We start from the raw sequence: 20,043 nt of genomic DNA, 5'->3' as shown, positions 1-20,043 counted from the left end.
ATCCGGCCGGATCGGGACTGCGTCGGCGGCCACCACGACCGCCACGTCGGCCCGCCGGGCGAGCGCCGCCGCCCGGGCGGGGTCCGTCCCGCCGCGATCTCGGCCCGCACCGATATTCGATCTCATATCGACGCAGGTGACCCCGGTCAGCGTCATGTGAATTCTGTGTTACGAGGTGTCCGGATTCACGCGTCCCGTCGTCTCGACGCCGCCGCGCCGCCCTACCGTGGTTCTCGGCCCGTGCCGGGCCACCCCCAGAGCGAAAGGCGCAGGTGAACGGCGTGCGAGTGGAGAGGGTGCAGGTCGAGAAGTTCCGCTCGGCGATCGCCGACGAGCTGCCCGCCGCGATCGAGCTGCGCCACCGGCTGCACGCCGATCCGCGCGTCTCCGGCGACGAGGGCGACACCGCCGACGCCGTCGTCCGGGCCCTGGACGCCGGGCCCGGCGTCCCCGTCGCGGGCACCGGCCGGATCGTGCGGATCGGCGGCGGCGGGCCGCCGATCGTGCTCCGCGCCGAGCTGGACGCCCTGCCCATCACCGAGCGGACCGGGGCGCCCTGGGCGTCCGCCACCGGCGCGATGCACGCCTGCGGGCACGACGTCCACCTGGCCGCGGTGGTCGCGGTGAGCCGGGCGGCGGCGCGGATCGGCGCGCCCGTCCCGCTCGCGGCGCTGCTGCAGCCGCGCGAGGAGACCTTCCCGTCCGGCGCCGCCGACGTGGTGGAGGCCGGTGTGCTGGACGGCGCACACGCCGTCATCGGCGTCCACGTGCAGCCGCGGCTCGCCGAAGGCGTGGTGTCGTCCGTGCCCGGGCCGGTGAACGCGGCGGCCGACGAGTTCGAGATCATCATCGAGGGGCGCGGCGGGCACGCCGGATACCCGCACATCGCCCGCGACCCGGTGCCGGCGCTGTGCCAGGCCGTGGTCTCGCTCCAGCAAGTGGTGAGCCGGCGCTTCGATCCGGTGCGCGGCGCCGTGTGCTCGGTCGGCCAGATCACCGCGGGCAGCGCCGCCAACGTCATCCCGGCGAGCGCCTCGGCGCGCGGCGGCATCCGGGTGATGGGCGACGAGGACCGGCGGATCGCCGCGGAACTGGTCCGCGACGTCGCCGAGCACACCGCCGCCGCGCACGGATGCACCGCGCGGGTGCGGATCCACGAGCTGCAGCCGTCCCTGCACAACGACCCGCCGCTCGCCCTGGAGGCCGCGCGGCGGCTGGCCGGCCTGGGCATCCCGGTCGACACCTCGTTCCGCTCGTTCGGCGCCGACGACTTCTCCCACTACTGCCACCTGACGCGCGGTCTCATGCTCTTCGTGGGCACGGCCAAGGACGTCTCCCCGGACGCCCCCGGCCTGCACCACAGCGGGTTCCTTCCCGACGACGCGCTGGTCGGACGGGTCGCCGAGGCGTACCTGGTGGGCTACCTCGCCGCCTGCGACACCCACGTCCGGCCGGTCGCGCCGGAAACCCGCGAGGCCCGTTGAGGTCGCGGTTGTTTGAGGCGGATCGGATCGGTTAAGCAGCGAGCGCGGCCCCTTACGGGATCCGCCTCCGGCTCGCCGCCGGTCCCGCAGCGCTGCCATGTAGCGGGACCGGCGGCTCCTCCCGTTCCGGCCTGGTCGTCGGCCCCGGCCGCTAATCTCCCCGGAGGCGATCGCGAAGGGGGCGTGCGTGGCCGAGGCGACCGGAACGGATTGGCCGGATCTCTCCCGAGCGGTGCGGGCCGCCGAGGACGATCCGCGCGCGGCGGAGGAGCAGGTGGTCGCGCTGGCCGCCGACCTGCCCGTCCGATCCGTGCCGGAGTTCTTCGAGCACGCCTGCCGCGCCTTCCGGTCCGCCGGGCGCACCGCGGTGGCCTCGGCCTTCCTCGGCCGGGCCCGCGAGGTCGAGGAGACCCACGGCGTGCTGTTCGGCATCGCGCCCGACACGGCACGGGCGCACCGGACGCTGCTGGAGCTGGTGCCGACCGGCGTGCTCACACCGAGCCTGCTGCACGACCATCTCGCCCGGCTGGCGGCGCGTCCCGACCGCGCCGCCGCGCACACCGAGGCCCGCGAGATCGTCGCGGCCTTCTTCGACCACGGGATCCTCCCCTACCCCGGCGTCATGGCCGACCTGGTCCGGGTCGCCGTGGCGGCCGGAGCGGGCCGAAACGCCGAGGAGGACTTCGTCGCCGAGCGGCTGCTGCGCGGCGGGCTGCTCCGGCGGGCGGCGCTGCCGGTCTGGGAGGCCGCGGGCCCCGCACTGCGCCGGTTGTGCCAGGACTCGGCGGAACTCGTCGACCTGCTGATCGACGCCGAACCCGCGGGCGACGTCTACGACGACCCCGCCCTCGACGACCGGCTCCGCCGCGCCTGGCTGGACCGGCTCGTGGCCGCGGGCGCCGGCTCCCGGCTGTCCCGCGACCGGCTCGCCGGACTCGGTCCCGCCCCCGCCGGCGTCCTGGCCGGCCTCGCCCGGCAGAGTGGCGAAGGTCTCTTCCCGCCCGCCACCGGAGTGCGCCCCGACGCCGGCTCCGATCCGGTGGTCTCCGCGCCGGCCGCCGATCCGCTGGCGTTCCGGCGGCAGAAGGTCGAGTGGGGCAAGGAGGGCGGGCCTCCCTGGTACCGACTGGACGATCTCACCGGCCTTGTCGAGGCGCTGCGGGACGACCCCGCCGGCTTCGACCGCGACCTCGACGCCTTCGTCCGCGCGCTCGGCCACTACGGCAACATCGACTACCCCGCCGCGCTGCGCCGCTTCTGGGCGCGGCCCGAGCTGCGCGCGGTGCTCGCCGAGCGGGTGCGGGAGTGGACGGCCGAGGCGGGCACCGGCGACGTGCTCGGCGTGGAGATCGCGGTGCCCCGCCTGGTCCCGCTGGCCGAGGCCGACTTCGCCGAGATCGCCCCGGAGGAGTTCGCCGCGCTCCGCCTGACCGATCCGGTGGAGGCGCTGTTCCAGGCGCTGCGGACGGGGATCCCCGAGGAACTGGCCTGGCTCACGGTCAAGGCCGGCGACGGCGGCGGGCCGGTCACGGTCGTCCAGCACGATGACCTGCTCACGTTGACGGCGGGCGACGGCACGCTCGAGGTCCGCTCGCCCGAGGGGGTCGTCCACCGCGGCGGCATCGGCCCCGCGCACGGCTTCCTCCCCTGGTTCGACGGCGAGGCGTGCCTGCTCTCCCGCCTGCACGACGGCGTGCGGCAGACCTTCCGCGCGGCCGGTGACGGCGAGATGACCGTCGATCCCGCGGCCCTGTCCCGCTGGCCGCGGTCCCCGGCCGCCGCCGAGGTGACCTTCCCCGGCGCCACCGCGCCCAGCCTGGTCCGGCTGCACCGCGGCATGATCCATCTGAGCGCCCCGGGCGGCGCGGTGACCGCGCGGATCCGGTTCGCCCCGGCAGGGCAGCCCGCCGGGGAGCGCTCGGTGCTGCCGCCGCCCGGGTGGTGGCCCCGGCTCCGTCCGCTCGACCCGACCGGCTCGGCCGCGCTGCGCGGCATCGAGCGGGAGACCGTCGAGGCGCTGGTCGACGCGGCCCTGCGCGGCCGGGAGGAGGGCGCGGCCGAGCTGGACCGGCGGCTGCCCTGGATCACCGAGCCGCGGCTGAAGGACGGCGTGGCCGATCTGGTCCGGCGCGCCGCCGGGTGCCTGCCCGACGTCCTGCGGCTGCACGACCGGCTCGGCACCGACCGTCCGGCGTCGCTCCCCGCGCTGGTGCGCAGCGAGTCGGGGCTGCGGGCGGGACGGCGGATCGCCGAGGTCATGGCCATCCGGACGCTCGCCGGCGTCATGGTGGAGGCCGCGGCGAACGGCGAGCGCCTCGGCTCGGCGTACCCGGTGGGCAAGGTCCCGCTGCCGGAGGGTCCCGGCGGTCTCTGGTTCACCTTAGGGGAACTGGGCGGCAAGGCCCTCGCGGCCGCGTGGCCCTGGACGCCCCACTACGAGCGGCCCCGCCTGCTCGACAGCCTGCACGCCTGGGGCGACACGGCCTGGGGCGACGGGAGCGGGCGGTGGCGCAAGCTGTCGTTCACCTCCCACGGCGGCAACCAGCAGCCGGCGGGTGAGCTCTGGCGCACCCCGAACGGGTCCATGGTCGTGCTCTACTTCCAGGGCCGTCCCCACCGGGAGGCGACGGCGATCGAGTACTCGCCCGACGGGCGGTTCGAGCCGTTCGACTTCCCGGGCTGGGCGCCCTACCGGCCCGTCACACCGCAGGGCTGGGGCGGCGCGGAGCCGATCGCGGCCTTCGACCGGCTGCTCGCCCAGCGCGGGCCCGCGCCGTACGACGTCGCGGGCGTCCGGGCCTTGGCCGATCGGACCGGGCTGCTCCTCGGCGAAGTGGCCTCGGCCTGTTTCGGTTTCCCGTTCTTCGTCGGCCGGGAGAACGAGCGCCCCCTCTACCCGGACGAGATCCTCGCCCTCTTCACCGATCCGGAGACCGGGGAGCCCTTCAGGAAGGGCAAGCGCTCCTACCGGCTCGACCGCGAGCTGCGGGAGGTCCTGATGCCCGCCGACCCGGCCGACCTGTGGACCGGTGGCCCCGACTTCGACGGCGCGGCCGAATGGTGGGAGACCGTCGGCAGCCGGTACGAGGACGGCTGACGCTAGCCGGCGTGCTCGCCGGTGGTGTCCGGCGGGCCGAGGCGGCGGATGAGATGGATGGCGGTGTCGACGACGGCGCCCGCCTCCTCGGCCGTCTCGCACGCGGCGACCTCCCGGCCGGCCTCGCCGATGACGGTGGTGAGAACGGTCACGATGACGCGGTCCTGCGGTCCGGTGCCCGCCCCCAGCAGGACGGCGTTCTTCCTGATCCAGTCGCGGCCGCGGGTACGGCGCATCAGCTCGAACCCCGGCGGCGCGTCGCCGTCCATGAACAGCCGGATCAGGTGTCGGCGCTCCCAGCAGTCCCGCAGGAACGCCCGGGCACCGTGCACGAACAGCTCCAGCGGGTCGTCCTCCCCCGCCGCGCGGGCCGTGGCGACGGCCGCGGCCGCGCTGCTCTCGTGCTCGTCCTGGTGGTCCTCCCACATGGCCAAGAACAGCTCGCTCTTGCCGCCGAAGTGGTGGTAGAGGCTGCCGACGCTGGATCCGGCGCGTTCCACGACCTCGGCGACTCCGGCCTCGGCGAAGCCCCGCTCGACGAACACCTCGCGGGCCGCCCGCAGCATCACCCTCCGGGTCTCCGCCGTACGGCTCCACCGCCAGGAGTTCTGGCCCGTACGGGCGGTCGGCTTGCGTGCCAATCAGATCCCCCTGTCAGGTCTCGTCCCCGGTTCCGGGCCGCCGCCGGGGTGCCGCCGCCCGCGGTCCCGCCACCAGATTACCGAATCGGATTCCAAAATCTTTCCGGCACCGTTCCCCCAGGTCCGGGGCGCGGCGATACCTTCTGAGCCGTCCTGAAACCTGACCACCGATCATCCCCAGGGAAGGTCAGGATTCAGGAAGTGTTCAGGTTCACCAAAGGTTTCACTGAGTGACATCCCCTAACGTGGCCGGGATGCCCGCAACCCCAACGCCCTCCGCCACCGCCGCCGTCCCGCCCGCCACGTCCACCGCACCCGCCTCCGACGCGCCCGCGCGGGCACCGTCACGACGCGGCGGCCCGCGGTTGGAATGGCTGGACGCCCTGCGCGGCCTCGCCGCCGTCGTCGTGGTTTTCGAGCACTCCCTGAGCGTGCTGTTCCCCGAGATCCACAAGGGCACCGGCCCCTGGTTCGACTTCGGCCGCTACGGCGTGTACGTCTTCTTCATCGTCAGCGGCTACATCGTGCCCGCCTCCCTGGAACGGCACGGCAGCGTCCGGCAATTCTGGATCGGCCGGATGTTCCGCCTCTACCCGGTGTGGGCCTTCGCCGCGATCATCGGCATCGGCATCGGGCTGGCGGGCCTCAGCTGGAGCCTGCCGCAGCAACTCACCGAGCGCCCCGGGCTGTCCGCGCTCGCCCATCTCACGATGCTGCAGGAACTGCTGGCGGTGCCCAACGCCGTCAACGTCTTCTGGACGCTGTCGTACGAGATGGTGTTCTACCTGCTCGTGACGGCCATGTTCGTCGTGGGCGTGCACCGGGCCAGCGGCAAGGCCGCGGTGTCGCTGGCGGCCGGCGCCGCCGTCCTGGGCGCCGTGCTGCCGACCGCCCTGGTCAGCGCCCGATTCCCGCAGGGCACGATCGTGGCGGCGGCGCTGCTGGCGGCGGGCGGCCTGCTGGCGGTGATGAGCGGGCGCCGCGCCGCCCGGCACTGCGGCGTGGCCGTGCTCGGCGCGCTGGCGCTCGGGCTGGTCGTCGTCAACAGCCGGGTCGGCGGGGTGGAGAGCCTGGCCATCCTCGCCACCATGTTCGCCGGCACCGCCATCTACCGCATCCAGCACGGCCAGGCGCGCGGCCGCCGCGCCGTGCTGATGGTCGCGCTGGTCCCGGTGCTCACGGTCGCGGCCGGGGCCGGGCTGGCGGCCACCGAGCGCACGTTCGCCTACCAGGCCACCGGGGTGTGGGGCTGGCCGGCGGCGGTGGCCGCGGCCTGGCTGACGTTCCTGGCCGGGCTGGCGCTGCGCCGCCGCCGGTTCCCCCGCGTGCTCCCCTGGCTGGGCGTGATCAGTTACTCGCTCTACCTGCTGCACTTCCCGGTGCTGCAGCTCATCTGGCGGATCACCGGCGAGCCGGAGGCCCTGAGCGTTCCGGTACGGGTCCTGTGGCTGGCCGTGCTGATCGTCTCCGTCGTGGTCATCGCCGCGCTGGCGCACCGCCACATCGAGCTTCCGGCACAGCGCATGGGCCGCCGGATCATCCGGATGCGCCGCGACCAGCGCACGCGCCGTGCGGAACGCGACCGGGTCCGGGCACCGGCGGAGCCGGTGGCGCCGGAGCGGACGGCACCGGAGCCGGCCGGGGCCGGATCGGCGCGGCGGCGACCGCAGGGCGCGGAAGCCGGACGCGGGTAGCGGAGGTCCCGAGCCCGTTGGGCCCGAGCGGCGCGCGGGGCGTCCCGGGCACGGCGGCGCCGGCCGGGCGGGCCCCGCGGTCGCCGTACCGTTCCCGCAGCGGGCCCTCCTCGTATCGGAGGGTCTCGCGGTGCCACTTGAGGATCCCGGCCATCCAGTTCCGCAGATCGGTCACATAGCCCTCCAGGATCTCCCCTCCCGCATCGCCGAGGCCGCACTCCCCGAACACCGCCGGCAGCTCGTCGGCGGCCATCCGCTCGAACTGCCGCAACCGCGAGGTCATCAGGTCGTTGACGATCGCCACGGCCGCGTCGCGCCCGCAGTCCAGCAGGTGCTGCACCGCCAGCACGCCGTTGAGCCGCTCGCCCTCGAACTCGATCTCCTTCTGGTACGAGAACACGTCGTTGGTCAGGACGGCGTAGTCCATGACCGCGTTCTCGATGTCCTTGACGACGCGCGTCTCGAACACCTCGGCGGGGATCCGGTCACCCTGCCCGAGCCGCATGAGGCTGATGGTCAACTCGGAGCCGAAGGTGTGGCGCCGCATCTCCAGGTAGTCGACCGGGTCGGGGATGCGGTTCTGGAGGTGGTTGTGCAGCTCCCACAGCCAGCTCTCGGTCATCTGCTCGACGGTGGCGCGGAACGCCTCGCGCGCCCGCCTCGGCAGCGGCGCGGCGGCGCCGGGCCACAGGTCGGCGAGCCCCGCCTCCACGGGGTTGGCGGGGGGCGGGGTGGGGCCGAGGTCCAGCGGCATGAACAGCGGCAGCCGGGCCACGAAGACCTTGGCCCCGGCCATGTCCCCATCCCGGGAGAAGATCGCCGGGAAGTAGTCGTCGGCGTAGGTGCCCCAGGTCAGCCACCGCGTGGTCCGGTCGAGCTCCTCGGCGGTGGCGTCCGGGTCGATCGAGGCCGCGCAGTTTGCGAAGTCGAACTCCCTCAGCAGGGGCTCGGTCCAGATGGGCTCGGGGTGGCGGGCCACCGGCTCGTACATCCCCATGTCGCCGCACCAGGTGACGACGTTCCGGGCGGCGCGCTCCCGGTGCGGGTTGGCCTGGGGCTCGCACGGCTCGGCGAACTCCGGCAGCGGCGTGGGGCCCACCGGCCGGCGCGGGACGGTCAGCGGGCTCGGCCTGGAGGCCCGCAGCACCGGCCTCAGCCGCGCCGCGGCGCTTCCCAGCCCGGTCGGCCCTCCGGGCAGGCCGCCCGTCCTCTCCGCGGCTCCTTTGTTCATGTATCGGCTCGAGCGCATGTGCCACTCCTGGCCGCCCGACTGCCAGTCCTGCAAGCCCTTGACGTAGGCCAGGACGGCGGCGCGCTCGGCGGGATCGAGCGCGTGCTCCTCGACGATGTGCGGCACCTCGGTGAGGGCGGTGTTCTCGAACTGCCGCATCCGCGAGGTGAGCATGTCGTTGACGATCCCGGCGGCGCGCTGCGGGTCGACGCCCAGGAACCGCTCGACGACCAGGACGCAGTTGTTGACCTCGCCCTCGCGCTCGGTCTCGCGCTGGTAGGAGAAGATGTCGTTGCGCAGGTGGACGCTGTCGGAGAAGGCGTCCTTGAGCACCCGCATCGGCCGGGTGGCCGCGATCCGCGCCGGGACCTCCGCGGCCACCGCGTGCTCGACCAGGTCGGCGGACCAGGGCGCGCCGCCGACCTTGCGGCGCACCTCGATGTACTCGACCGGGTTGGGCACCCGGTCGGCGGAGATGTTGGACAGCTCCCACAGCGACTCGCGCAGCAGGTTCTCGGTGCTCTCGGCGAACCGGGCGCGCCACTCGTCCGACATCGCGGGCACGGTGCGCGCCCACAGGTCGGCCAGGCCCCGCTCGGCGGCGTTCCGCGGCTCCGGCGGTTCCGGGCCCATGAACGAGCACAGCCGGTCGAGATAGGCGCTCGCCCCGTCCCGGTCGCGGGTCTTCTTGAAGACCTCCAGGAAGTGGTCGTCGAAGTAGAACACCCACACGTACCAGTCGGTGATCAGGTCGAGCTCGGGACCCGGGCAGTCGGGATGGGTGTAGGCGCACAGCAGCGCGTAGTCCATCGCGGCGAGCTGCTCCTCGCTCCAGATCTCCGGGGTGCCGGGGTCGCGGGTGTCGTCCAGCATGCCCATCTCCCGGGCCCACCGCGTGCTGTGCGCGCGGGCGCCCTCGGCGTTCGGGTTGAGCCGGGCGGGGTGGACGACGTAGAACTCCGGAAGCTCGAACGGCTGCATGAGTCGGTTCCGACCTCTCCTCTGCGCTGGGTCAGTTCAGCAACGTACGGCACCCGTTCAGCGACAGAAAGTAATACTTTGATGGCTTCGATGACTTGCCGCGCCTCCGGCGGTCGATATCGTCGGAACCACCTCGAAGGAGTCAACGATGATCGATCTGACCCCGGCCGCACGGCGTACCGCGGCGCTGCTCGCCGCCGTGCCCGACGACGCGCTCGGCGCCCGCACCCCGTGCGGGGAGTACACCCTCGGCGATCTGGTCGACCATGTCGGCGGGCTGGCGCTGGCGTTCACCTGGGCCGCGGCCAAGGACGCGAGGACGGCGCTGTCCGCGCAGGGCCCCTCGGGCGACGCCGCTCGGCTGGAGAGCGGCTGGCAGAAGCTGTACCCCGAGCGCCTGGACGCCCTCGCCGCGGCCTGGCGCGCCCCGGACGCCTGGACCGGCATGACACAGGCGGGCGGGGTCGACCTGCCCGGCGAGGTGGCCGGCCTGGTCGCCCTGGACGAGCTGGTCGTCCACGGCTGGGACATCGCCCGCGCCACCGACCGGCCCTACGACGTGCCCCAGGAGGAGATCGACGCCTGCCTGGAGTTCGTGTCGCAGGCGCAGTCGGGGCCGGAGCCGGGGCCGTTCGGTGCGGCCGTTCCCGTCCCGCCGGAGGCGCCGGCGCTGGACCGGCTCATCGGACTGACGGGCCGCGATCCCTTCTGGACGCCCTGAGCCCCTGCCAGTCCGGTTTAATTGCGGACAATTCAGTCGCCGCTCAGGGTAATTGTAGAATCACGGGTATGAGCGTCCGCGAATCCGACCTCGCCGCGCTCTCCCCGGGGGAGATGCTGCGGCTCGACCACCAGGTGTGCTTCGCCCTGCACGCCACCTCGCGGGCGTTCGACGCGCTCTACCGGTCGCTGCTGCGCGACCTGGGCCTGACCTACCCGCAGTACCTGGTCATGCTGACGCTGTGGGAGTCCGACGGGCCCACCGTCAAGGAGCTGGGGACGCGCCTGCGGCTCGACTCCGGCACGCTGTCGCCGCTGGTCAAGCGGCTGGAGGCGGCCGGCCTGGTGGAACGGCGCCGCAGCCGTCGCGACGAGCGCTCGGTGTCGGTCCACCTGACCGCGAAGGGCGGGGAGCTGCGCGAGCAGGCCGTCCGCATCCCGCCGCGGATCGCGGAGGCGAGCGGCCTCGACCTCGACGAGCTGCGCACCCTCCACGGGCTGCTGAGCAGGATGACCGAACGCCTGGACGCGGCCGTCGCACCCGCCTGACGCCTCAGTTCGCAAGGAGGGTCGCGGCGTACTCGCGGAGGGCGGCGTCCTCGTCGATGGCCTCGACGCCGCCGTTGTTGCAGTGGCGCCGGTCCGAGGCGAGGAGGTCTTCCAGGACGGGCCGCATTCTGGGCTTTGCCGGGCCCATCTCGGTCAGGTGGTGCAATGCCGACCAGGTGACGCTGTTGTGGGAGCGGGTGGCGATCGGATGGACCGCTTCCCACAGCACGTGCCTGACCTCGTCCGGGTCTCCGGTGATGCGGAAGAGGGAGTAGGCGGCGGCCACCCGTTTGAGCACGTCCCGATGCCGGAGCAGCGGCCGGAGCCGGCCGGCGAAAGCGGCGGCGTGCGGGCCGAGGTCGGCGAAGTACCGCCACTGCGCCTGGACGTGCTCGGGCCGGAACGCCGCTTCGAGGGCGGCCAGGTAGTGCTCGGGATCCCCGGTGAGCCTCCAGTACGCCCGCGCGTCCCGGAGCCGCGACAGGCCGGGAGCCCATGCGGGGAGGCCGTCGGGCGGACGGCGGGCGAGGCGCTCCAGCGCCGGGACCGCGTCCGCGGCGCCGGTGGCCGCGAGCGCGTCGACCGCCGCGCCGTGCAGTTCGGTCTCCAGCAGCGGCATGATCTCCGGAAGGGCGTCGGCCGCGTCGTCACGCCACTCCTCCAGGACGCGCAGGAGCGCGGCCGCCGCGCGCGGGGCGCAGTCGGTCAACCGTGCGCGGATCAGCGGCAGGAACGTCCCGGCATGCGCGCGCATCAGCACCAGAGCCTCGCCGAGACCCGGTCTGCGCGACGAGAGCCACTTGGTGCTCAAGCTCTCGGCGGAGCCGAGGACACGGTCGAGTTCCGGGCCGCCGAGCCGTTCGACCAGGTGTGGCACGCATCGCGGGTCATCCTGCCTGGCCAGTCCCCACGCCGCGATGTCGCCGATGTGGTAGCCCAGCTGAGGGAACAGGGCCGCATGGTCGTCCAGGCGGTCCGCGAGCACGTCAGCGTGCTCGCCGAGCGCGGCCAGGATGTGGGTCGAGTATTCGCGGACCGCCACGAGAGGGTCCCGCGTCCACGCGGCGAGCGCGGGAAGCAGCGGCACGGCCGGTGAACGCCACCGCGCGATCAGCTTGGCGGCCACGTGCACGGCGCCGGTCCGGCGGTCGCCGTCGGGGTGCCCGGCCAGCGCCGAGCACAGATCAGCACGGTCGGCCACGCCCAGCGCGTCGCCGACCCATCGGACCAGCGCGGCGCCCGTCCCACCCAGGACCCCGACCAGCTCGTCGGGCATGGCCCCCACCCAGGGGACATCGCGCCACACCTCGACGTCCGCCGCCTCGGCCAGGTGGTCGCGGGCCGTCTCGGCACGCTCGGCCTCGACGGCATGGGCCAGCGCCATCGCGGCCGCGAGCCGTACGTGCGGATCGTCGCCGGCGTCCCGCAGCCCGCGCAGCCAGATCAGGATCTCGGGCAGGACGGCGGCGGAGCAGCCGCGCGCGAACTCCCCGATCGCGAGCAGGACGCCGAGGCGCGCGGCGGGCCCGGATGTGCCCGCCCATCGGGCCCGCAGCGCGGTCGCCCGGCGGTCGGCGTCCCGGACGTCGCCGCCGCCCGCGATCTCCGCGGCCCACGCGGAGACCGCGATCCCGGGCGTGCCCCGCTCCTCCACGTCCGCGTCCTCCAGGAGGTACAGGACGGGCGGCACGAGTCCCGGGTCCTTCGCCGTCTCCCGCATGCGCCCAGGATGCCAGCGGCCGGTGCCGGGATCAGCCGGTCATCGCGGCGGCGACGAGATCGGCGTGGGCCGGGGCCGTCGCCGGGACGTCCGCGGGCCGCAGCGCCTCGAACTCCTTGCGCAGCACCGGCACGACCTCCTCGCCCAGGATGTCGAGCTGCTCCAGGACGGTCTTGAGCGGCAGCCCCGCGTGGTCCATCAGGAACAGCTGCCGCTGGTAGTCGCCGAAGGAGTCGCGGAACGACAGCGTCCGGTCGATCACCTGCTGCGGGCTGCCGACGGTGAGCGGCGTCTCCGCGGTGAACTCCTCCAGCGACGGGCCGTGCCCGTACACCGGGGCGTTGTCGAAGTACGGCCGGAACTCCTTCACCGCGTCCTGGGAGTTCGCGCGCATGAAGACCTGCCCGCCCAGGCCCACGATGGCCTGGTCGGCCCGGCCGTGGCCGTGGTGCTCGTACCGCCCGCGGTACAGCTCGATCAGGCGGATGAAGTGCTCCTTCGGCCAGAAGATGTTGTTGGCGAAGAAGCCGTCGCCGTAGTAGGCGGCCTGCTCGGCGATCTGCGGGCTGCGGATGGAGCCGTGCCACACGAAGGGCGGGACGCCGTCCAGCGGGCGCGGGGTGGAGGTGAACGACTGGAGCGGGGTGCGGTACTTGCCCTCCCAGTCGACCACGTCCTCCCGCCACAGCCGGTGCAGCAGGTGGTAGTTCTCGATGGCGAGCGGGATGCCCTCCCGGATGTCCTGGCCGAACCAGGGGTAGACCGGCGCGGTGTTGCCGCGTCCCATCATGAGGTCGACCCGGCCCTCGGCCAGGTGCTGGAGCATGGCGAAATCCTCGGCGATCTTCACCGGGTCGTTGGTGGTGATCAGCGTGGTCGAGGTCGACAGGATCAGCCGCTCGGTGCGGGCGGCGATGTATCCGAGCATGGTGGTGGGCGACGACGGCACGAACGGCGGGTTGTGGTGCTCGCCGGTGGCGAAGACGTCCAGCCCGACCTCCTCGGCCTTCAGGGCGATGGTCACCATCGCCCTGATCCGCTCCGCCTCGGTCGGCGTGCGGCCGGTGGTCGGGTCGGTGGTGACGTCGCCGACGGAGAAGATTCCGAACTGCACGCCGCCTCCTCAAATAGTAGAAGTTTCAACTATGCTACCGGAACGACATACCCCCATCGCCCATTCCGGACGGCCGGACCGGCCTAGACCGGCGCCGCCAGCGCCTTCACCAACCACTCGTGCACGGCGCCGAGGGTGAGCGGATCACCGGTCACCTCCCCCCGCAGCCGCCAGTAGCGGCGTACCTCCGGGACGTCGTCCGCCAGGATCCTGGTGCGCAGGCGCCGGCGGAACTCCGGGGTGTCCGGCCCGCCCCGCGCCTCGGCGTACGCGCCGACCAGCCGGTCCAGCGCGGGGCCCGGACGCGGGTCCAGCCCGCCCCGCACGTCGGGCGCCGCCATCGCGCACGCCTCCGCGATCCCGCCCAGCAGCGCGGCCTCGTCGGCGATGTGCGGAGCGTTGGCCTTCCCGCGCTCGCGCAGCCGCCGCACCAGCGGCCGGTCCGCGGCCATCACGACCAGCTCGGCGTACGCGACGACCTGCCCGGGCGTCGGATCGGCGGGCGGGACGGGCACCATGCCGTCCACGAAGTCCTCCAGCCTCCGCGGCGGCATCGGAGCCACCATCAGCTCCCGCCAGAACTCCCGCACCGCCTCGTACGCCGCCCCGCCGCCCCGCTCCACGACGGCCAGCAGGTCGAGCCGCGCGGCCCGCTCGGCAGGCGCGGCCTCCTCCACCGCCCGCAGCGACGCGCGCCGCCAGGCGAGCGCGGCCATCTCCGCGTCCACCGCGGCGCGCTCGGCCGCGACCGCCTCGGCCAGCGCCCGCTCCCCGGCCAGCACCCGGGTGATGGCGGCCAGGCCCAGCCCGAGCGCGCGCAGCCGCCGCACCAGCCGCAGCCGCTCGACCGCGGCCTGGTCGAACCGCCGGTGCCCGCCCGCGCTGCGGCGCGGCTGCAGGACGCCCTCATCGCAGTAGAAGCGCACGGTCCGCACCGGCAGCCCGGCGAGCCGGGCCAGCTCCCCGATCCCGATCGTGTCGTCGCTCACGGCCACTTGAACCTCCACCCGGCTGGAACTCCTACCGTACGGGTCACCAGGCCCACCCGAACTCTGGAGGCGATCATGAACGCGTCGACACCCCCGGCGGACCGGCTCGCCGCCGGGCTGCGCGAGCAGACCGGCGCCCTGGCCGACGCCGTCGCGGGCGCCGAACCGGGCCACCCCGTCCCGACCTGCCCGGAATGGACGGTCAAAGACCTGGTCGAGCACGTCGGCGCGGCGCAACGCTGGTCGTCCGACCTGGTCGCGAGCCGCGCCGCCGGGCCGGAGTCGCTCGTCCCGCCGGCCGTGGACGTGCCGCCCGCGGACTGGGCGTCCTGGCTGCGCGAGGGCGCGGACCGGCTGGCCGAGGAGGGCCTGCGGGAGGCCGGCACCCGGGTGTGGACCTTCCTCGGCCCGCGGCCCGCGGCGTTCTGGCTGCGCCGGATACTGCACGACACCTCGGTGCACCACGCCGACGCCGCGCTGGCGCTCGGCCGGCCCTTCGCCCTGGCGGACGACCTCGCCGCCGACGCGATCAGCGAAGGGCTGGAGCTGCTGTCCTGGCCGGGCGCGGCCCGGCAGCGGCCCGCGCTGGCCGAACTTCGCGGGGACGGCGAGACGCTGTGCCTCCAGCCGCCCGGCGGCGACGGCTGGATCATCACCCGCACCCCGGAGGGGATCGCCTGGGAACGCGGCGCCCCCGGCTCCGGCGACGTCGTCCTGCACGCCCGCGTGAGCGATCTGCTGCTGGTCTTCTCCCGCCGCCTCCCGCCGGACGATCCCCGGGTCACGGTGAAGGGCGACGGGGCGCTGCTCGACCACTGGCTCGCGCGCACCGCCTTCTGACCACCGCCAGGGCGTGTCTGATGGGTCTTGTTCGTCGTGCAACAGAACGTAGCTCCGTAAGACACGCCCTAGCTGTGCTGTCCCGGCGGCTCTCCGAGCGCCTCGGCGACCGCCGCGTCGAGCGGCAGCGCCGCCCCGCTCTCGTAGGCCCGCCGGAACGCCCCCTCGCCGATCAGCTCCTCGCCCCGGCGCCGGTGGACCTCACGCAGCCGGTGCCTGAGACCGAACAGCGACACCCCGGTGAACCTCAGCGCCGCGTCGCCCGAGCCGTACAGCCGGGCGGCCGGCGCCGCCCGGCCGAGGCCGACGAGCGCCACGCCGATCATGTCGAACGCCAGCGCGATGCCGAGCCGGTCACCGAGGTCGCGTTTGATCCGCAGCCCGGCGCGCAGATCGTCCAGGGCGCGCTCGGGCTCGCCGCCCAGCGTCACCGCCAGCCCCCGCACGCACAGCCCGTACGAGCGGCACCACAGCTCACCGGCGGCCTCGGTGGCCGCGATGACGTCGGTGCAGTAGCGGACCGCGTTCTCGACATCGCCCGCCAGGGCGCCGGCGGCCGCGAGGAACACGTCGCTGACCGGGGCCAGCACGTCGTCGTTGCCCGCCAGCCGGTGCAGGTCGCGGGCCTCGCCGAGCAGCCGGGACGCCTCGGCCATCCGGCCCGCGCTGAGCGCCGCGATGCCCTGCACCTCGCGGACGTAGGCGAGGCCGCGCACGTCGTCGCCGGCGGCGCGGGCGCGCACCTCGGCCAGATCCATCAGCTCCCGGGCCGACGCCAGGTCCTCCTGCAGGACGGCCAGCAGCCCGAACAGCGCCGGGAGCTCGGCCGACTCGCGGATCCGCAGCGCCCCCAGGTCGCGGACGGCGAACGCGCGGGTGCCCCAGTAGCGCGCCTCGCCGATGAGGCCCTGCAGCGCCAGGATCCGGCCCAGGCCCAGCACGGCCCGTGCGAGGTCCTCGTCGGCCGCCGTCCGCAGGCCGTGCTCCATCGCGGCGCGCACGTTGGCCTGCTCGCGGCGGAACCACTCCAGCCAGCGCGGCTGCGCGCCGGTGGCCAGCTCGGCGGCGGCCCGCCCGATGACGCCGCTGAAACGCTCGAACGCCCGGCTCCGCACCGTCTCGGCCTGGCCCAGCCGCTCCAGGTGCTCGGCGCCGTACTCGCGCAGGGCGCCGGGCAGCCGGTAGCGGACGGCGCCGTCGCCTTCCCACCGCACCACGATCGACTGGGCGGCCAGGCCGGCCAGCAGCCCGGCGATCTCCCCGGCGGGCAGCTCGCCACCGGCGCAGACGTGCTCGGCGTCCTCCAGGTCGAAGTCGCCCGCGAACACCGACAGCCGCGCCCACAGCAGCCCCTCCCCGGGCGAGCACAGCTCGTGGCTCCAGTCGATCGCCGCGCGCAGCGTCGTACCGGCGCCGCCGCGCGGCCGCGGGATGCGCCGGCCGAGCCGATCGGCCAGCTGCTCGACCGGCAGCGCGCGCAACCGCGCCGCGGTCAGCTCGATCGCCAACGGGATGCCGTCGAGGCGGTGGCACAGCAGCGCCACCGCCGCGGTGTTCCCCTCGTTAAGCGTCCATCCGGAGACCGCGGCGGCGGCGCGCTCGGCGAACAGCGTCACGGCGTCGCACGGCGCGCCAGGCGGCTCCGCTGGGACGGCCAGGGGCGCGACCATGACGGTGTACTCGCCGGAGATGTCGAGCGGCCGGCGGCCGACGGCCAGCATGCGCAGGCCGGGCGCGTTCTGCAGCAGCACCTCGGCCAGCATCGCGCACCCGTCGATCAGGTGCTCGCAGGTGTCGAGGACCAGCAGGACCCGCCGGTCGCCGAGGTAGTCCACCAGCGCGTCCAGCGCTACGTCCGAGGCCTGGTCGGGCAGGCCGAACGCCGCTCCGACCGCCTGCGGCAGCAGGGTGGACTCGCGCAGGCCGGACAGGTCGACGAAGCACACCCCGTGCTCGAACGACGCGGCCAGCCGCCCGGCGGCGCGGATCGCGAGGCGGGTCTTGCCGACGCCGCCCGGCCCCATCAGCGTCACCAGCCGGCACCGCGCGAACAGCTCCGCGATCTCGGCCAGCTCGCCGAGCCGGCCGACGAAGCTCGTCGGCTCGGCCGGCAACGGGCCCCAACGTTGCTCCGATGTGGTCAGCGACACCGCCGCCTCGCTCGCCTCCCGCCGGACCGGGCCGGCGCCTCCCCGGGACGTCAGGCAGCATCGTACCGAGGGCGGAACGTCTCGCAACCGTTCCGCCACGGCCCCTGGTAAGGCCCTCTGTCAGACGTCGGGTGCGGCACCGCGGCAGGTCCGAGCACCGCCGACGGCTCCGCGCGCGACGGGGAATCGGGCCGCCGTCAAGGCCCCACCGGGACGGTGACCGCGTCCGGCCACAACGGCGGCACCCGACACCGGCGGAGCCGGAGTCAACATCCTTGTCATGATGAAACGCGCGGCTCCGACCAAGGAGCGAGCGCCCGCGCCACCAGGATCCAGCCCCGCAGACACATAAGGCGGCCTTATGGCCACCCGTAGGATACGGAGCCATGGCCGACACCCGCCGCGTGCCCGATCTCGGCGCTCTGGAGCTGCTGCTGGCCGTCGTCCGGCTGGGCGGCGTGGGCCGTGCGGCGGCCGAGCTCGGCGTCACCCAGCCCGCCGCCAGCGCCCGGATCCGCTCGCTGGAGGACAAGGTCGGCGTGCCGCTGCTCGAACGCTCCGCGCGCGGCTCCCGTCCCACCGAGGCCGGGGCCCTGGTCGCCGAGTGGGCCCGGCAGGTGCTGGACGCCGCCCAGGCGATGGACGCCGGGATCGCCGCCCTCCGGGAGCGGCACGATCCGCGGCTGCGGATCGCGGCGAGCCTCACCGTCGCCGAGTGCCTGATGCCCGGCTGGCTGGTCGCCTTGCGCGAGACGCACCCCGATACGGCGGTGACGCTGCGCGCGGCCGGTTCCACCGAAGTCGCCGAGCAGGTGAGGATCGGCGGGGCCGACCTGGGGTTCGTCGAGGGCGCCCGCACACCGGCCGGGCTCAGCGGCACGGTCGTGGCCGCCGACAAGCTGGTCGTGGTGGTCGCCCCCCGGCATCCCTGGGCCCGCCGCCGCGACGGTGTGACGGCCGAGGAACTGGCGGGCACCCCGCTGATCCTGCGCGACGGGGGCGCGGGCACCCGCGAAGTGCTCGACAGGGCCTTGTCCTCGTTCGGCGGCACCGCTCCCCCGCTGCTCCGGCCCGCCTCCACCACGGCGCTCAAGGCCGCGGCGGTGGCGGGCGCCGGGCCCGTCGTGGTCAGCGAACTGGCGGCGGCCGACGAGCTCTCCGGCGGGCGGCTCGTGGCGATCCCCGTTCACGGCCTCGACCTGAACCGGCCGCTGCGCGCGGTCTGGCCGTCCGGGCGGCGCCCCACCGGACCGGCCAGGGACCTCCTGGCCCTGACCCGGCGGTCACGGGCCGGGGCCGGGGGTTAGAGGCCGTCGAACGTGCCGGCCGGGACGTCCAGGACGGCCTGGATCTCCAGCTGGATGGCGATGGTGTCGCCGAGCATGACCTTGTCCCCGTGGAGTGGGACGTTGAACTCGATCCCGAAGTCGCGGCGGCTGATACTGGCCGTCGCGGTGAATCCGGCGCGGGTGCCGCCCCAGGGGTCGCCCTCCACGCCGTGGAACTCCACCAGCAGCCGCACGGGGCGGGTGACGTCGCGGATCGTGAGGTCACCGTCCAGGTGGAAGCGGGGGGTGCGGGCCCTGCGGCCCACAGTGGCGCGTTCCACACCCGTGCCGGTGAACGTCATCGACGGGTACCGCTCCACGTCCAGGAAGTCCGCCGACCGGACGTGCGCGTCCCGCTCGGCGCTGCGGGTGTCGATCGAGGCCATCGAGATCTCCGCCCGCGCCGCCGAGGCCATCGGGTCATCGGCCACCCGCAACTCGCCCTCGAAGCCGGTGAACGAGCCGCGGACCGTCGTCATCAGGTGCCGGACGGTGAAGGTGATCTCCGAATGCGCCGGATCGATGCTCCACCGGCCGGCGGCGAGGTCCGGTGCCGCAGTGGTCACTGTACTGATCCCCCCAGATCAATTCGGTCAAGAGGACAAAATGTACCCGAAGTGCGATAAAGGGGACGTGACCCGGTCCCCGTTCGGGGGAACGATGCGGACATGATCGGAGAGCACGTCCTCGCCGGATTCGCCGCCGGGCCGGGCGGCCGCGAGGCCCTCGCCCTGGCCCGCCGGATCGCCGCGCTCACCGGCGGACGGCTCACCGTCGCCACCGTCCATCCGCCCGACCGCCCCGCCGCCGCCGGCGAGGCCCGCACCCTCCTCGAACAGGCCGCCGCCGAGGCCCCCGAGGCCGAGACCACCGTCCAGGAGGGCCGCGGCGTCGGCCGCGGCCTCTCCGTCCTGGCCAGCCGGATCGGCGCCGACCTCATCGTCGTCGGCTCCACCGAGGGCGGCGCCCACGGCCGCATCGCCGTCGGCTCCACCGCCGACAAGCTGCTCCACTCCGCCCCCGAGGCCGTAATGATCGCCCCCGCCGGCCACGTGCCGCCCGAACTGCCCGGCCGGCTGACCGTCGCCTACGTCCGCCGCCCCCAGTGCGACGAGGCCGTCGTCCGCGCCGCCCTCGCCGCCGCCCGCCTGGACGTCCCGCTGCGCCTGCTCACCCTGGCGGTCGGCGACGACTCCGAGGACCGCCTCCGCGACGACCTCGCGCTGGCCGTGCGGCTCGCCGCCGAGACCTCCGGCCTGGAGGCCGAGGCCGAGCTGGCCGAGGGCGACGACGTCGCCGGCGCGATCGGCGGCACCGGCTGGACCGAGGGCGAACTGCTGGTCTGCGCGAGCAGCGAGGACGCCTCCGCGCACCGCGTCTTCCTGGGCGAGATCGCCCTCAAGGTCCTCCGAGCGGCCCCCTGTCCGGTCACCGTTCTTCCGCGTGGCTACTCCTGATAGCCCGAATTGACCGTTTTTTAGGAACGGCTTGCCGCCCCCCTTTAC

14 protein-coding genes and 1 pseudogene are annotated in these 20,043 nt (G+C 74.4%); 8 read left to right on the top strand and 7 right to left on the bottom strand.

What is annotated here, in order from left to right; all coding sequences use genetic code 11:
- Window positions 1-281: 281 nt before the first annotated feature.
- Together ABD340_RS39115 and ABD340_RS39110 are read left to right on the top strand one after the other, a co-directional pair.
- Complete coding sequence (locus ABD340_RS39115; protein ID WP_344596151.1) at window positions 282-1,484, top strand: M20 metallopeptidase family protein; 1,203 nt, start codon at window positions 282-284, stop codon at window positions 1,482-1,484.
- A 187-nt stretch (window positions 1,485-1,671) separates the two neighbouring features.
- Window positions 1,672-4,581: a hypothetical protein gene (locus tag ABD340_RS39110; protein ID WP_344596150.1), complete on the top strand. Its 2,910-nt coding sequence runs from the start codon at window positions 1,672-1,674 to the stop codon at window positions 4,579-4,581.
- A gap of 2 nt (window positions 4,582-4,583) precedes the next feature.
- Here the strand turns inward: ABD340_RS39110 and ABD340_RS39105 are convergent, their stop codons facing one another.
- Window positions 4,584-5,222 (bottom strand): TetR/AcrR family transcriptional regulator, encoded by a 639-nt coding sequence (locus tag ABD340_RS39105; RefSeq protein WP_344596148.1) that lies wholly within the window; start codon window positions 5,220-5,222, stop codon window positions 4,584-4,586.
- A 254-nt stretch (window positions 5,223-5,476) separates the two neighbouring features.
- On the opposite strand from ABD340_RS39105, the pseudogene ABD340_RS39100 reads away from it, so the two are divergent.
- Window positions 5,477-6,703: pseudogene (locus tag ABD340_RS39100) on the top strand (acyltransferase family protein); the annotation flags it as partial.
- 55 nt (window positions 6,704-6,758) lie between these two features.
- Here ABD340_RS39100 and ABD340_RS39095 read toward each other — a convergent pair.
- On the bottom strand, window positions 6,759-9,128 hold the full coding sequence (locus ABD340_RS39095; RefSeq protein ID WP_344596147.1) for a terpene synthase family protein: 2,370 nt from the start codon (window positions 9,126-9,128) through the stop codon (window positions 6,759-6,761).
- Between the two features lie 148 nt (window positions 9,129-9,276).
- Here ABD340_RS39095 and ABD340_RS39090 point away from each other — a divergent pair, with 148 nt between their 5' ends.
- Together ABD340_RS39090 and ABD340_RS39085 are read left to right on the top strand one after the other, a co-directional pair.
- Complete coding sequence (locus tag ABD340_RS39090; protein ID WP_344596145.1) at window positions 9,277-9,849, top strand: TIGR03086 family metal-binding protein; 573 nt, start codon at window positions 9,277-9,279, stop codon at window positions 9,847-9,849.
- 68 nt (window positions 9,850-9,917) lie between these two features.
- On the top strand, window positions 9,918-10,397 hold the full coding sequence (locus ABD340_RS39085; protein ID WP_344596144.1) for a MarR family winged helix-turn-helix transcriptional regulator: 480 nt from the start codon (window positions 9,918-9,920) through the stop codon (window positions 10,395-10,397).
- A 4-nt stretch (window positions 10,398-10,401) separates the two neighbouring features.
- Here the strand turns inward: ABD340_RS39085 and ABD340_RS39080 are convergent, their stop codons facing one another.
- From ABD340_RS39080 to ABD340_RS39070, 3 genes are all read right to left on the bottom strand, one after another.
- Complete coding sequence (locus ABD340_RS39080; protein ID WP_344596142.1) at window positions 10,402-12,117, bottom strand: hypothetical protein; 1,716 nt, start codon at window positions 12,115-12,117, stop codon at window positions 10,402-10,404.
- Window positions 12,118-12,148: 31 nt separating this feature from the next.
- Complete coding sequence (locus ABD340_RS39075; protein WP_344596141.1) at window positions 12,149-13,231, bottom strand: LLM class flavin-dependent oxidoreductase; 1,083 nt, start codon at window positions 13,229-13,231, stop codon at window positions 12,149-12,151.
- Window positions 13,232-13,314: 83 nt separating this feature from the next.
- Window positions 13,315-14,220, bottom strand: a complete 906-nt coding sequence (locus ABD340_RS39070; protein WP_344596139.1) for a MerR family transcriptional regulator — start codon at window positions 14,218-14,220, stop codon at window positions 13,315-13,317.
- Between the two features lie 75 nt (window positions 14,221-14,295).
- On the opposite strand from ABD340_RS39070, the gene ABD340_RS39065 reads away from it, so the two are divergent.
- Window positions 14,296-15,060 carry a maleylpyruvate isomerase family mycothiol-dependent enzyme gene (locus tag ABD340_RS39065; RefSeq protein WP_344596137.1) on the top strand — a complete coding sequence of 255 codons (765 nt, stop codon included), beginning with the start codon at window positions 14,296-14,298 and terminating at the stop codon, window positions 15,058-15,060.
- Window positions 15,061-15,128: 68 nt separating this feature from the next.
- On the opposite strand, the gene ABD340_RS39060 is transcribed toward ABD340_RS39065, so the two are convergent.
- A complete protein-coding gene (locus ABD340_RS39060) occupies window positions 15,129-17,210 on the bottom strand; it encodes an ATP-binding protein (RefSeq protein WP_344596135.1) in 2,082 nt (693 codons plus the stop codon).
- A 386-nt stretch (window positions 17,211-17,596) separates the two neighbouring features.
- Here ABD340_RS39060 and ABD340_RS39055 point away from each other — a divergent pair, with 386 nt between their 5' ends.
- Complete coding sequence (locus ABD340_RS39055) at window positions 17,597-18,517, top strand: LysR family transcriptional regulator (protein ID WP_344596133.1); 921 nt, start codon at window positions 17,597-17,599, stop codon at window positions 18,515-18,517.
- Here ABD340_RS39055 and ABD340_RS39050 read toward each other — a convergent pair.
- Entirely contained in the window at window positions 18,514-19,104 is a 591-nt protein-coding gene (locus ABD340_RS39050; RefSeq protein WP_344596131.1) for a YceI family protein, read from the bottom strand. The two genes, ABD340_RS39055 and ABD340_RS39050, sit on opposite strands and share 4 nt — an antisense overlap.
- 102 nt (window positions 19,105-19,206) lie before the next feature.
- On the opposite strand from ABD340_RS39050, the gene ABD340_RS39045 reads away from it, so the two are divergent.
- Complete coding sequence (locus tag ABD340_RS39045; protein WP_344596130.1) at window positions 19,207-19,995, top strand: universal stress protein; 789 nt, start codon at window positions 19,207-19,209, stop codon at window positions 19,993-19,995.
- Window positions 19,996-20,043: the final 48 nt, after the last annotated feature.

Origin of the sequence: Actinomadura vinacea, assembly GCF_039532545.1 — a bacterium.
Taxonomy (GTDB): domain Bacteria; phylum Actinomycetota; class Actinomycetes; order Streptosporangiales; family Streptosporangiaceae; genus Spirillospora; species Spirillospora vinacea.
The sequence above is the reverse complement of the archived record's forward strand: the minus strand, read 5'-3'. Positions and strand labels throughout refer to the sequence as shown.

What these genes read in the sequence shown, in the direction of transcription:
- ABD340_RS39085 (WP_344596144.1), top strand. Translation starts at nt 9,918, where the DNA reads ATGAGCGTCCGCGAATCCGACCTCGCCGCGCTCTCCCCGGGGGAGATG.
- ABD340_RS39090 (WP_344596145.1), top strand. Translation starts at nt 9,277, where the DNA reads ATGATCGATCTGACCCCGGCCGCACGGCGTACCGCGGCGCTGCTCGCC.
- ABD340_RS39065 (WP_344596137.1), top strand. Translation starts at nt 14,296, where the DNA reads ATGAACGCGTCGACACCCCCGGCGGACCGGCTCGCCGCCGGGCTGCGC.
- ABD340_RS39055 (WP_344596133.1), top strand. Translation starts at nt 17,597, where the DNA reads ATGGCCGACACCCGCCGCGTGCCCGATCTCGGCGCTCTGGAGCTGCTG.
- ABD340_RS39095 (WP_344596147.1), bottom strand. Translation starts at nt 9,128, where the DNA reads ATGCAGCCGTTCGAGCTTCCGGAGTTCTACGTCGTCCACCCCGCCCGG.
- ABD340_RS39045 (WP_344596130.1), top strand. Translation starts at nt 19,207, where the DNA reads ATGATCGGAGAGCACGTCCTCGCCGGATTCGCCGCCGGGCCGGGCGGC.
- ABD340_RS39080 (WP_344596142.1), bottom strand. Translation starts at nt 12,117, where the DNA reads ATGCGGGAGACGGCGAAGGACCCGGGACTCGTGCCGCCCGTCCTGTAC.